At 63.8% G+C, this 12,433-nt stretch carries 10 protein-coding genes; 4 read left to right on the top strand and 6 right to left on the bottom strand.

Annotation, left to right across the window (positions count from 1 at the left end):
* Positions 1-262: 262 nt before the first annotated feature.
* Positions 263-2,743, top strand: a complete 2,481-nt coding sequence (locus tag DXT59_RS05095; RefSeq protein ID WP_116135831.1) for a family 20 glycosylhydrolase — start codon at positions 263-265, stop codon at positions 2,741-2,743.
* Positions 2,744-2,823: 80 nt separating this feature from the next.
* On the opposite strand, the gene DXT59_RS05090 is transcribed toward DXT59_RS05095, so the two are convergent.
* Positions 2,824-3,468 (bottom strand): helix-turn-helix transcriptional regulator, encoded by a 645-nt coding sequence (locus tag DXT59_RS05090; RefSeq protein ID WP_116135830.1) that lies wholly within the window; start codon positions 3,466-3,468, stop codon positions 2,824-2,826.
* Positions 3,469-3,519: 51 nt separating this feature from the next.
* Positions 3,520-4,485, bottom strand: coding sequence for an ornithine cyclodeaminase family protein (locus tag DXT59_RS05085; protein WP_116135829.1), 966 nt, complete (start codon positions 4,483-4,485; stop codon positions 3,520-3,522).
* A 139-nt stretch (positions 4,486-4,624) separates the two neighbouring features.
* Between DXT59_RS05085 and DXT59_RS05080 the strand changes: the two genes are divergently transcribed.
* Positions 4,625-5,404 carry an ABC transporter substrate-binding protein gene (locus DXT59_RS05080; RefSeq protein WP_116135828.1) on the top strand — a complete coding sequence of 260 codons (780 nt, stop codon included), beginning with the start codon at positions 4,625-4,627 and terminating at the stop codon, positions 5,402-5,404.
* A 20-nt stretch (positions 5,405-5,424) separates the two neighbouring features.
* Complete coding sequence (locus tag DXT59_RS05075; RefSeq protein WP_116135827.1) at positions 5,425-6,669, top strand: NAD(P)/FAD-dependent oxidoreductase; 1,245 nt, start codon at positions 5,425-5,427, stop codon at positions 6,667-6,669.
* 13 nt (positions 6,670-6,682) lie between these two features.
* Here DXT59_RS05075 and DXT59_RS05070 read toward each other — a convergent pair whose 3' ends face one another.
* The 3 genes from DXT59_RS05070 to DXT59_RS05060 all read right to left on the bottom strand — a co-directional run bounded on the left by DXT59_RS05070 (position 6,683) and on the right by DXT59_RS05060 (position 10,905).
* Positions 6,683-8,110: a cytochrome P450 gene (locus DXT59_RS05070; RefSeq protein ID WP_116135826.1), complete on the bottom strand. Its 1,428-nt coding sequence runs from the start codon at positions 8,108-8,110 to the stop codon at positions 6,683-6,685.
* 133 nt (positions 8,111-8,243) lie between these two features.
* Entirely contained in the window at positions 8,244-9,809 is a 1,566-nt protein-coding gene (locus DXT59_RS31425; protein ID WP_116135825.1) for a methyl-accepting chemotaxis protein, read from the bottom strand.
* Positions 9,810-9,999: 190 nt separating this feature from the next.
* A complete protein-coding gene (locus DXT59_RS05060) occupies positions 10,000-10,905 on the bottom strand; it encodes a LysR family transcriptional regulator (RefSeq protein ID WP_240324403.1) in 906 nt (301 codons plus the stop codon).
* Positions 10,906-11,035: 130 nt separating this feature from the next.
* Between DXT59_RS05060 and DXT59_RS05055 the strand changes: the two genes are divergently transcribed.
* On the top strand, positions 11,036-11,758 hold the full coding sequence (locus DXT59_RS05055; protein WP_116135824.1) for an SDR family oxidoreductase: 723 nt from the start codon (positions 11,036-11,038) through the stop codon (positions 11,756-11,758).
* 47 nt (positions 11,759-11,805) lie between these two features.
* Here DXT59_RS05055 and DXT59_RS05050 read toward each other — a convergent pair whose 3' ends face one another.
* Positions 11,806-12,204, bottom strand: a complete 399-nt coding sequence (locus tag DXT59_RS05050) for a VOC family protein (RefSeq protein WP_116135823.1) — start codon at positions 12,202-12,204, stop codon at positions 11,806-11,808.
* Positions 12,205-12,433 lie beyond the last annotated feature (229 nt).

The raw sequence follows: 12,433 nt of genomic DNA, 5'->3' as shown, positions 1-12,433 counted from the left end.
CCACTCTTTTACATCCCTCCCCTTCCCCTCTCGGCTGTTTGTCGGCATTAAATACCAATTTGCCTCCAAATTAATGCCACTTGAATACCAATCAAAGTCCACCTAAGATCCTGCATTGATCGGTGACCGACTCCGCGTGACCGATCGCGAGGGGACCTCGTCGTCTCATTCCGAGCAGCACCGCTTCCGCTTCCTTGAAAGACCCGATAGCAGCGACGTAATCGAGCGGCGTCGTATCGCCGTTTTTTTCCGAGGAGCCTTTATGAATCGCATTGCGCATTTCGTGCGCGCCGGCCTGCTCGCCGCCTGCGCGGCTGTCCTGCCGCCTGTCGCCCAGGCGGCGTCGCTCGCGACGAACCAGGACCCGGCCACCGGCGTCGTCAAGAGCCCGGCGGCGCTCACGCAATTTCTGGCCAGCAGCCTCGCGCTGCGCGTGGCCATCGACAATAACCACGCGAATGCCGCCGGAGTACCCTGCGCCGACCTCGGCGCCGACAGCGCGGCATGCGCCACGGGCCATATGATTCTGACGAATCAAGGCAGCAAAACGATCTGGGCCGGCGGGTGGAAACTGTACGTTCACAGCATTCGGCGGCTACTCCGGATCGACAACCCGGCCTTCACGTTCGAGCATCTGACGGGCGATCTCTATGCCATTACGCCGCTGCCCGGCAAACTCTTTCTGGCGCCCGGCCAAAGCGTGACGCTGCCGTTCGTCGCCGAATACTGGTACCTGCGGTATAGCGATTTGCTGCCGCGCCCGTTCGTCGCCGTCGACGGCGCGCCGCCCGCGATTCTTCAGTTCAACGACACCGACGACGAAACGCGCTACGTCATTTCCTTACCCGCCGACGCGCAGAACAACTCGACGGGCGACGCGCCGCCCGTCGCCGCGCAGCCGGTTTCGTACCGTGCGCTGCCCAGCGTCAAACGCGAGCACACGCTGCCCGGTTCGCTTGATCTGCACGGCGTGCAATTGGCGCTCGCGGGGCTTTCGCCCGGACAGGCGCAAGCGCTGCGCGACCGCGCGCAAACGCTGGGGCTCGACGATTCGCGTACGCCCGTCGTCGGCATCGTCGCGCCCAAGCGGCTGCCGGCCGACATCGCCGTCCCCGGCGGCTACCGGCTCGCGATCACGCCACGCGGCGTATTCATCGAAGGCGACGATCCCGCGGGCGTCTACTACGGCGTGCAGACGCTGTTCTCGCTCGCACCGGCCGGGGGCGGCGCCATCCCCGCCATGCTCGTCGAAGATGCGCCGCGCTTTCCGTACCGAGGCATGCAGGTGGACCTCGCCCGCAACTTCAAACATCCGCCGACGCTGCGCCGCTTGATCGACCAGATGAGCGCCTACAAGCTCAATCGCTTGCATCTGCATCTCTCGGACGACGAGGGCTGGCGCATCGAGATCCCGGGCCTGCCCGAGTTGACCGACGTCGGCGGACGCCGCTGCTTCGATCCGACCGAAACGCATTGCCTGCTGCCGGAACTGGCCTCGGGCCCCGAGAATCAATCGGGCGGCGGATATCTGACGCGCGATCAATTCGTGAGCTTGCTGCGCTACGCCTCCGACCACTTCATCGAAGTCGTTCCCGAGATCGACATGCCCGCGCACGCGCGCGCCGCCGTCATGTCGATGGAGGCGCGCTATCGCCGGCTCCATGCGCAAGGCCGCGAGCAGGAAGCGACGCAATACCGCCTCGTCGATCCGCAAGACACGACCAACGTGACGACGGTTCAGTTCTACGACCGGCATAGCGATATCAACCCCTGCGTGCCGGGCGCGCTGAACTTCACCGGTAAGGTGATTCACGAGGTTGCGTCGATGTATGCGGATGCGCAGGCGCCGCTCAATACCTGGCAATTCGGCGGCGACGAGGCGAAGAACATCTTCCTCGGCGGCGGCTTCCAAGCCTTGAACGGCACCGACCCGAACAAGGGCCGCATCAACCTCGCCATCCAAGACAAACCGTGGGCACGCTCACCCGCATGCACGGCGCTCATCCAGCGCGGCGAGATCAAATCGACCGACGAGTTGCCGACGCGTTTGGCCAAGCAAGTCAGCGCGCAAGTCGCCGCGAACGGCATCGACACGATGGGCGCGTGGGAGGACGGCCTGAGCGGGGCGAACGGCGCGTCGGACTTCTCCACGCGGCACGTCATCGCGGCGATCTGGGACACGGTGTTCTGGGGCGCGGCCGATAGCACGCGCAACTATGCCGCGAAGGGGTTCGAACCGGTGCTCGCGCTGCCCGATTATCTGTACTTCGACTTCCCCTACACGCTCAACCCGCATGAACGCGGCTACTACTGGGGCTCGCACGCAACCGACGAGTACAAGGTGTTCACGTTCGCGCCCGAGAATCTGCCGCAGAACGCGGAAGTGTTCGGCGACCGCGACGGCAACCCGTACACGGCGACGAGCACGGGCACGGCGCCGGTGATCCACGGGATGCAGGGTCAAGCGTGGGGCGAGGTGATGCGCAATGACCGCTTCCTCGAATACATGGTGTACCCGCGCCTGCTCGCGCTGGCCGAGCGCGCATGGCACCGGGCGGATTGGGAGTTGCCGTACACCACGGGTGTCTCGTATGAGCTGGGCGTGACGCATCATGTCGATGCGGGCGCCTTGAATCGCGACTGGGCGGGCTTCGCGACGGTGCTCAAGGACCGCGAACTGCCGAAGCTCTCGCGTGCCGGTATCGGCTACCGGCAGCCCACCTTTACCTTGACCGGCGATTGAGCGGCTCAATGCGCGCGACGAGCGATCGTCGCGCGCACTAGGCGCTTCGCTTCGCCACTTCGAGCGGCCTGGGTCGCCCCTTAGGCCGCTCCTTCCTTCATCTGCTTCAGATGCTTATAGACGGTCGCCCGTCCCATCCCCAGCACATTGGCGACGTAATTGGCCGCGCTCTTGCCGCGAAACGCGCCCTGCGCATGCAGCGCCTCGACGATCTCGCGCCGATGCTCGCGCGTGAGTCCGTTCAGCCCCAGTTGCCGCTCTTTCAGCCATCCATGCAGGAACGTATTGATGCGCTCTTGCCAATCATCCTTGAACAGTTCCTCGGGCTGCGCCACGATGCCCGCGCCCTTCACGAACAGATCGAGCGCCGAGCGCACGTCCTCGAACACCGCGATGTTGAAATTGATGCACAGCATGCCGGCGGGTTCGCCCTCATCGTCGAACAACACGTTGCTGACGCAGCGCATGCGCCGGCCGTCCCAGTTGAGCTTTTCGTAGGGACCGATGACGCGTTCGCGCGCGGAATGCTCGACTTCATCGAGCGCCGAATCGTCGCCCACTTCGCGCTTGGACAGATTGTTGGCCAGATAAAGCACCGTCTGATCGTCCAAATCGTGGATCACCACCTCCGCGTACGGAAAGAACAGCGCGGCGATGCTGTCCGCGATCGGCGCATAGCGCGACAGCAACAAATCTTTGACACGGGACGTTTTTTTCTTGCGCATCGTCGTTAAGTCGCGTTCGAGGGATCACCGCGGCGCTGCGGCCGCGCGGTGTCATTGTAGCGACTGGTTCTCGCGCAGATGCCGATACAAGGCATGGGCGATGGCGACGTCTTCGAGCCCGAGGCCGATCGATCGAAAAAATGCGCAGCGTTCGTACCGCGGCTTATCGCACGCGCCCGTGACGAGCGCGGGTAAATCGCCCTTGATCCGCTGCGGCGACCAGCCGTTGCTTTGCTCCGCCAGCTTCATCTCGCCGGCGCTCGCGGGCGTCGTTCGAAGATAGTCGCAGTAGACGTCCATGTCCGGCAACCAGGCGGGCGGAATCTCGTGCGCGTTTGCGACGTTCGTGCTGATCGACGTTATGAGCGCCGGCTTCGTCAACCAAGCGGGCATCAGCACCGGGCTACCCGACGACGTACAAAGCATGACGACGTCCGCATCGCGAACGCAGGCGTGCGCACTGTCGCAGACCTGCGCACGCGCATCCAGCGCCTGCACGGCCGCGCATTTGTCGGCATCGCCCGCGAGCTCGGGCGAGAAGACGCGAATCGATTCCCACGCGCGCAACGGCGCGGCGTGGCGCAGATGCGCGAGACCGACGGCGCCCGAACCGATCAGTGCGAGATGCGTCGCGCCGGGCCGAGCCAGCTCGGCGATGGCGAGCGCGGTCGTGGCGGCCGTGCGCTCCGTCGTCAGCAGACCGGCGTCGCAGAGCATCAAGGGAGCCCCCGTTTCCATCGACATCAACGACGTCCACGCCGTGATGATCGGCTTACCGCCGGTGACGAGATAAGGCGAGAGCTTGGCGCCGAACACTTTCTCGCTCGCCAGCGCGCCGAGATAAGTGATGAAGTCGCCGGCGCCGTTCGGCAGCAGCGTGAGCGTTTGCGGCGGCTGCACGGCTTGCTCCGACGCGAGCGCGCGAAACATCGAACGCAGCGATCCTTCGATATCGAGCTTCGGCAAGGCCGAGCGGACCGTCTGCTCATCGGCGACGAGCGGCAAGGCAGGCTTCATGAATACGATCTCCGAATTTTGACGAGTGGACTGACGTGTCCAAAATAGTCTATATTGGACTCGCAGTCTACACAAACCGCGAGATCGCGTGCTTTGCCGCCGCGAGCCGTGGGGATCATCAACGACAGGAATTTCCGCTATGAAGCTCAAGCCCATCTTGCTGGCCGCCGCCGTTGCCGTCGCGGCCGTCCCCACCTTCGCGCAAACGGCCGACACCTTGCGATTCGGGATCGAGGCCGCCTATCCCCCGTTCGAGAGCAAAACGGCGTCGGGCACGCTGGTCGGTTTCGACGTGGACGTCGGCAACGCCGTCTGCGCGAAGATGAAGGTCAAATGCGTCTGGGTGGAGAACGCGTTCGACGGCTTGATCCCTGCGTTGCAGGCGCGCAAGTTCGACGTGATCAACTCGGCGATGAACATCACCGAAAAGCGCAAGGAAAGTATCGCGTTCACGCGGCCGATCTACGTCGTGCCGATCGTGATGATCGCCAAGCGCGGCTCGGGCTTGTTGCCGGATACGAAGATGCTGCACGGCAAACATGTGGGCGTGCTGCAGGGATCGTCGCAAGAGGATTTTCTAAAGAAACATTGGGCGAATGCGGGCGTCGACGTGGTGTCCTACCAAGACCAGGATCAGGTGTATTCCGACCTCGCGTCGGGACGGCTCGACGCCGCCGTCCAAGAAGCGCAAACGGCCGAGGAAGGCTTCCTCGGCAAGCCGAGTGGCGCCGGCTACGAAATCGTCGGCGCGCCGCTTTCCGATCCCTCGACGCTCGGCGAAGGCACGGGCTTCGGCTTGCGCAAAAGCGACGCGGCGCTGCTCGCGAAAGTCAACGACGCGCTCGATGCTCTGAAACGAGACGGCACGCTGACCCAGCTTTCGCGCAAGTACTTCAAGCGCGACATCATCGCCAAGTAAGGCCGTAAGGCTCGCTCACCATGGATTTCGACGTCATTGTGCTCGGCGCGGGGATCGTCGGCGTTTCCGCGGCACTGCATCTGCAAGACCGGGGGCGGCGCGTGGCGCTCGTCGATCGCCGCGCGCCGGGCGAAGAGACGAGTTTCGGCAACGCGGGGCTGATCGAGCGTTCCTCGGTCGTGCCTTATGGCTTCCCGCGCGATCTCGGCACGCTGTTTCGCTATGCGCGCAACCGGTCCACCGACTTGCATTGGGATTACAAGGCGCTGCCCGCCTACGCGGGTTGGCTTGCGCGCTTTTGGTGGGAATCGGCCCCGCACCGGCTTGGCGCCGCATCGCGCGACATGTTGCCGCTCATCGCGGCATCCGTGGCCGAGCACGACAAACTCATCGAGCGGGCCCGGCTCGACGATCTCGTGCAAGCGCGCGGATGGATCGAAGCGTTCCGCACGCCTAACGCCTTCGCGCGCGCGGCGAAAGAGGCAGAGCAGGCGGTGCGGGAACACGGCTTACGGGCGAGTGTGCTCGATGGCCCGGCGCTTCGGGCGAGGGAGCCGGCCGTGGGCGTGGACATTCAGGGCGCGATCCATTGGGCCGATCCGAAGAGCGTCCGCGATCCGGGGGCGCTCGTCAAAGGCTACGCGTCGCTATTCGAACGCGCGGGCGGCCGCATCTTCACGGGCGACGCGACGACCTTGCGCGCGTCCGACGATGCGTGGAGCGTACGCGCCGAGCAGGGCGTGCTGGGCGCGAAGCAAGCCGTAGTGGCGCTCGGTCCCTGGTCCGATCTCGTCTTCGGGCCGCTCGGTTATCGCATCCCGCTACGCGCCAAACGCGGATATCACATGCACTACCGGAGCGATCGGCCCGCGCTGTCCATGCCGATCGTCGACAGCGAGCGCGGCTATGTCGTGGCGCCCATGCTAGGGGACCGGATGCGGCTGACGACGGGCGTCGAGATCGCGAGGCGCGGCGCGCCGCCCACGCCGGTCCAACTAGAGAGAGTCGAACCGCTGGCCCGCGAGGCATTCGGCATCGGCGAACGGATCGACCGCGAGCCGTGGCTCGGCATGCGTCCTTGCACACCCGACATGCGGCCCGTCATCGGCAGGGCGCCGCGCCATCGCGGCTTGTGGTTCGCGTTCGGCCATAACCATCATGGGCTGACGCTCGGCCCCGTCACGGGACGCTTGCTCGCCGAGATGATGACGGGCGAGCAGCCTTTTACCGACCCCGCGCCCTATCGGCCGGAACGATTTCGTTGACGAATGGCCGCCTTCATTCCACTTCGACGGGAGCGACAGCCAAATGCAGCGGCTGCTCCGGGCGCAGCGTGACGGCGAGCGTCGGGCGCGGCGGCGCCATTCCGCCGGGGACCGATAGCTCGAAGCGCTGCAGCAGCATCGCCGCCATGACCGTCATCTCGGCCATCGCCAGGTGCTGCCCGAGGCACACGCGCGGTCCCGCGCCGAACGGCATGTAGGCGCCGCGCGGCAGCTCCGGTGCATCGGGCCCGAAACGTTCGGGGCGGAAGGCTTCGGGTTCCGGAAACCATCGCGCATCGTAGTGCATGAGTTGCACGGGCAATATGAACATCGTGGACCCCGGCATTTGCCACGGCCCCACGCTCACGGCCTTCGTGTTGATACGGCCGACCAGCACCGGCACGACCGGATAAAGCCGCAACGTCTCCTTGATCGTCTGCGTCAGATATTGCATCGACGGCAAGTCCCGCGCGGTGGGCGCACGCCCCTCCAAGACGCGCCGCACTTCGTCCCGCGCCGCCGCTTGCGCAGCCGGATTCGAAGCCATGCACCACGCCCACCAAACGAGCCCCGCCGCCGAGGTTTCGTGGCCGGCGAGAAAGGTCGTCATACACTCGTCGCGCACCGCTTCGAGCGGCCATGCGGATGGATCTTCCTTGTGCAGTTTGAGCAGTATCGTCAGCAGATCGTCCGGCCATGCATCGGGCGGCATACTCAATCGCGCTTGCAAATGACGGCGGATCAGGCCGTCCAGATCGGCGATCGCGCGTCGCTTCTCGCGCTTCCAAGGCACCCACTCGGGCCAGCGCACGGGCGAGAGAAACTCTTGGTTGACGGCCACGCTCGTGACGCGTATCGCCTCTTCCGCGATACGCGCATCGCTGCCGACGCCGCTCGAGAACGTCATGCGCATGATGACGTCCATCGCGAGCGACGTGAGTTCGCTTTCGATCGGCCAATGGGGATCGCGGGCGGGCCAATGCGCGAGTGTTTTTTGGACCGTATCCGCGATCGTCGGCGTAAAACCCTGCACCGCCTTGGGAGAGAAGCTCGGCTGCATCGCATGCCGCTTCGTGCGCCACGCCTCGCCCTCCGCGACGAGCACGCTATGACCATGCACTTGCGCGAACGCCTTCCTCGCGTGCTCCCAGCGAACGAGCGACTCGTGGTGCGTCACGAGCAGATCGCGCACGAGTTCGGGATCGGTGAGGATGACGGTATGCGAGGGGTAGACGCGCAAATGCACGACGTCGCCGAATTGCTTTTTCCATTCGGAGAGCGTGCCCAGCGTGTCGCGCGACATTTTGTTCAGTTGGCCCCATCCGGTGATACAGAAGGGTCCGGGCGGCCATGTGCCGGGAGGATGCTTAGGCGCCGACGAGGATGGCGATGGCGGCGCGTCTTGATGCACCGGGCAGCGGGAGGGGGAGGGCGAGTTCATGGTCGTCTACCGATGGCCTCTGGGTTGCGGTCCTTAGTGTAGACGCCAAAATGCGCTTTCGCATAATAGATCGAGCACTCACCCAATTAGCATCGTTTTGCAAATGCTCATGGGGCGCGTGAGCCCCATCCCTTTACGCTCTGTGTGTCTCCTCGATGCGGAAGAAGGCCACTGCGTCGCTCAATACGCGGCCTTGGTCCTCGAGCGACTTGGCCGCGGCGGCCGCTTGCTCCACCAGTGCGGCGTTCTGTTGCGTCACCTCGTCCATCTGCGTGATGGCTTGATTGACCTGCTCGATTCCGCGGCTCTGCTCGGCGGAGGCCGCCGCGATCTCGCCCATGATGTCGGTCACGCGTCCGATCGCCTGCGTGACTTCCGTCATCGTATGGCCGGCTTGTTCCGTCAAGGTCGACCCGCTCCGAATCTTTTCGACCGAGGCCCCGATCAACTCTTTGATCTCCTTGGCCGCGCTCGACGAACGTTGTGCCAACGTTCGTACTTCGCTCGCGACAACCGCAAAACCTCGCCCCTGCTCGCCGGCGCGCGCAGCTTCCACCGCGGCATTCAACGCCAGGATGTTCGTCTGGAATGCGATGCCTTCGATGATGCCGGTGATTTCCGCGATCTTGGATGAACTATCGCTGATGTCCATCATCGTATGGACCACGTTCGCCACCACCGAACTTCCTTTCTGAGCGACCTCGGACGCATTGGCGGCGAGCGTGCTGGCCTCTTGCGCGTTCTCGGCGTTTTGCCGGACGGTCGAGGTGAGCTCCTCCATGCTCGAGGCCGTTTCCTCCAGCGACGCCGCCTGTTCCTCGGTGCGTTGCGACAAATCGGTGTTGCCGGCCGACATCTCGCCGGCCGCGAGTGAGACCGACGAACTCGCGCGCTTGATGCCGCTCGCGATCGACGACAACCGCTCGCGCATCGTATTGATGGAGTGAAGCAGACTCGATGAATCGTTCGCCTGAATGGCGACGGCATCGGACAGATGTCCGCCGGCGATGCGATGCACGACTTGCGCCGCGTAACCGGGCTCGCCGCCGAGGGACCGATAGAGCCGGCGCGCCATATAGACGCTAATCGCTAGACCCAGACCCAGCCCGCCGAGTGCGATGACGAGCACCGTCATTCTGAGCGTGCTGTACCGTTCGCGCGCCTCGTCGTACTGCTGCTTGGCGACGTCCACCTGCAGTTGCCGGAGGTCCTTCAACGCTTTCAACGTATCGGGAAACGTCTTTTCGACGGTACCGTGGAGGAGTTCGGACGCCTCTTGTGCCTTGCCGGCCGTGAGCGCGGCGCGCAACGGCCCGAACCCTTGCGCTTCGAAACTATCGTAACGAGCCTTGAACGTATCGGCGATCTGCTTTTCCGTCGGGGTCAAGTATGACGACGAGTAATCTTTCCACAGCGCTTCGAGTTCGGTTTTATTGGTTTGGGCGTCGCCGATACTTTGTGAAGCCGGATAAGTTTGCGGGTCGATCGTGCTGCGCGTGAGCACGAAAAGCTGGTTTTGCAGTCGATTTTGAACTTGCGCGAGTTGCTGGATACATACCGTGCGGTCTTCATACACGGTACGCAGCGACTCGTTCGCGCTGCTCATGCCCGCAACGCCGGCAATCGATGCGGCAACCATCGAAACGCCCATGGACCCGGCAATCAAAGCGAGCTGAGCTTTAACGGTTAAATCTTTCATTTACGGCGATGCCTCTTTTTTATTAACGTCGGAGGCTCAGTATTCATTTTTCATTCGACGTTTCAAATCAGCCAAGGCTGAAGCTCGCGTAGTAGGCGGCTGCGGGTTGTCAGCGCTTTCCGACATGCGGCTTCCGCGTTGTCGCCGTCCATTTTTGCCGTAGCTGCGTTTGCGCGTTCCCTGTTGGGGTTTACGCCGTCTCGGCCATGATGTCGTCTTCGTGGAGCAATGGCGGCAGATGTGTCTGCAGCCAGGCAACGACCGTGGCGGTCTTCGCCGGCAACGTGCGCGAGGGCGGATAGATCGCATGCACGGGCAAGTCGGCAAGCCGATGATCGGGCAACACTTGCACGAGTTGTCCCGTTGCAATTTCGTCGCGACAAACATACCGATGCAAGACCCCGATGCCGTTGCCGGCCAGCAGCGCCGCGAGCAACGGCCGCCAGTGGTTGCAGCGCCACGCGCTGCGCACGGGTGCGATCACGGGTGCGCCGTCGGGGCCATCGAAGTGAAGCTTTCCGTCGCGTGCCAATCCATCGATATGGACGAACGGGTGGGCGGCCAGCGCGGCGGGCGACGTCGGTGAACCGGCCCGCTGCAAATATTTCGGTGACGCCAGCAGTGACCGGCGTATGCCGCCCAGCGGACGCGCGACGAACCTACCTTCGCCGAGCCGGCCCACTCGAATGGAGACATCGACACCCTCGATCACCGGATCGACGAAGCGGTCGTTGAGCACCAAGTCGATCGATAACCCGGGGTGCTGCTGCTGAAGCGTTGCGAGTAGCGGGGGCAACAGTAGTTCGCCCAGCGCGTGCGGCGCGGCCACGCGCAGCGTGCCGCGTAATTGGCGGTTGAACGAGGTGACACTTGCGGCGGCTTCGTCGGCCGCTTCTAGCGCCGACTTGGCGTGCGCGTAGAACACCGCGCCGCTGTCGGTCACGTTCACCGTGCGCGTGTTTCGATCGAGCAGCCGAGCGCCCAAATGACGTTCCAACTGGCGCAGGCGTTCGCTGACGGCGGGCTGCCCAAGTCCCAAGTCGCGCCCTGCCGCCGAAAGTCCTCCGCATTCGACGACGCGCACGAATACTCGCATGGCTTGAAGAAGGTCCATAACGCGCAATTTATCAAATAATTCGATGACGATCATTGAGCATGGGCGCCTTCTCTGCGTCGTTATTCGCCGACACCATGGCATTTCTTCTTTTCTTTGATCGGGGAATGCGATGAATGATGCGATGCTGAAAGGCCGGCATGTGGTGGTGGTTGGCGGCACGTCCGGCATAGGACTCGCCGTGGCGCGATACGTCGCAAGAGCCGGCGCGGAGGTCACGATCGTCGGGCGGGATGCCGAACGTCTACGTCATGCGGCCGAAGAAATCGGCGGCGCGCGGCAGTGCGTTGGCGATTTGCATCAGAGCGAGGCGTTTGGGCGACTCTTCGGTTCGCTGCCGGAGATCGACCATGTCGTCGTCACGGCAGGCACCGCCTCGCTCAAAACGTTACGCGAGAGTACCGCCGAGGACTTACGTGCGGCTGTGGAGGAACGGCTCGTGGGACCGTTATCGGTCGTGCGCGCGGCGCTCGACCGGCTGCGGCCGACGGGATCGATCGTGTTGACCTCGGGGTTGCTCGCCGAGCGGCCCACGCATCGAGGGGCGATTCTCGCGGGCGCCGTCGCGGCCATCGAGGCGATCGCGCGCTCGCTTGCCCTTGAACTCGCGCCGATCCGCGTCAATGCCGTATCGCCGGGACTCGTCGATACGCCGCTGCTCGATGGTTTCTTCGGAGACGCCAAACACGAAGCGCTGGCATCGGCTGCCGCCAGTTTGCCGACGGGCCGTATCGGCCGCCCGGACGATATCGCTCAGGCCGTGGGTCTTTTGCTGACCGGCGGGTTTATTACGGGGGAAGTGCTGCACGTCGATGGCGGCGGGCGGTTGGTTTAGCTTCGTTGCGCTGTTTAAAGGCGCTGCCCGCGTATCGATCGATGCCGCTACTCGGACACCGGATCGTGACAGCAGACGCAAAGTTTGTTGCCGTCCGGGTCGCGGAAATAGGCGCCGTAGTAGTCCGCGTGATACTCGGGCCTCAAGCCGGGTGGGCCTTCGCACGTGGCGCCGTTCGCGAGGGCCAGGGTGTATATGCCGTCGACGGATTTTCGGTCGATCGCCAAGAGACCGACCATCTGGCCGTTGCCGACTTGCGCGGCGTTACCGTCGTAGGGGCGGCCGATGATGAGGAGCGGTCGCGGTTTGCCCTTCGCCATCCATCCGGCCCATGGCCTGTCTCGCTCGCAGAACTTCAGTTCGTGGCCTAGCGCGGATAGGACCGCCGAATAGAAAGCGAAAGCACGATCGAAGTCGTTCACGCCTAGGCAGATGTGGGAAATCATGGCGATTTTTCGAGGGAGGGGATGGTTGTCTAGCGACGCTGTTCATGGCCGGCGACCCGGCTACACCGAATGCCTCGCAAACGCGTTGCGCCCGAGCATTGTGCTCTCGTATCTCTCGCTTAGGTCGTCTTTCTCAACAGGAAAGAGCATTCCCGCGTCTTTACCGCTAAAGCGGTCGAACAGGTTTTGACTAAAGATCCGCGCGACCGCCGGCGTATCGGAGGTGAGT

The sequence above is a fragment of the Trinickia diaoshuihuensis genome (genome assembly GCF_003390925.1).
Taxonomy (GTDB): domain Bacteria; phylum Pseudomonadota; class Gammaproteobacteria; order Burkholderiales; family Burkholderiaceae; genus Trinickia; species Trinickia diaoshuihuensis.
This window is presented reverse-complemented; position numbering and strand designations above follow the sequence as displayed.

What these genes read in the sequence shown, in the direction of transcription:
- DXT59_RS05095 (WP_116135831.1), top strand. Translation starts at nt 263, where the DNA reads ATGAATCGCATTGCGCATTTCGTGCGCGCCGGCCTGCTCGCCGCCTGC.
- DXT59_RS05090 (WP_116135830.1), bottom strand. Translation starts at nt 3,468, where the DNA reads ATGCGCAAGAAAAAAACGTCCCGTGTCAAAGATTTGTTGCTGTCGCGC.
- DXT59_RS05085 (WP_116135829.1), bottom strand. Translation starts at nt 4,485, where the DNA reads ATGAAGCCTGCCTTGCCGCTCGTCGCCGATGAGCAGACGGTCCGCTCG.
- DXT59_RS05080 (WP_116135828.1), top strand. Translation starts at nt 4,625, where the DNA reads ATGAAGCTCAAGCCCATCTTGCTGGCCGCCGCCGTTGCCGTCGCGGCC.
- DXT59_RS05075 (WP_116135827.1), top strand. Translation starts at nt 5,425, where the DNA reads ATGGATTTCGACGTCATTGTGCTCGGCGCGGGGATCGTCGGCGTTTCC.
- DXT59_RS05070 (WP_116135826.1), bottom strand. Translation starts at nt 8,110, where the DNA reads ATGAACTCGCCCTCCCCCTCCCGCTGCCCGGTGCATCAAGACGCGCCG.
- DXT59_RS31425 (WP_116135825.1), bottom strand. Translation starts at nt 9,809, where the DNA reads ATGAAAGATTTAACCGTTAAAGCTCAGCTCGCTTTGATTGCCGGGTCC.
- DXT59_RS05060 (WP_240324403.1), bottom strand. Translation starts at nt 10,905, where the DNA reads ATGCGAGTATTCGTGCGCGTCGTCGAATGCGGAGGACTTTCGGCGGCA.
- DXT59_RS05055 (WP_116135824.1), top strand. Translation starts at nt 11,036, where the DNA reads ATGAATGATGCGATGCTGAAAGGCCGGCATGTGGTGGTGGTTGGCGGC.
- DXT59_RS05050 (WP_116135823.1), bottom strand. Translation starts at nt 12,204, where the DNA reads ATGATTTCCCACATCTGCCTAGGCGTGAACGACTTCGATCGTGCTTTC.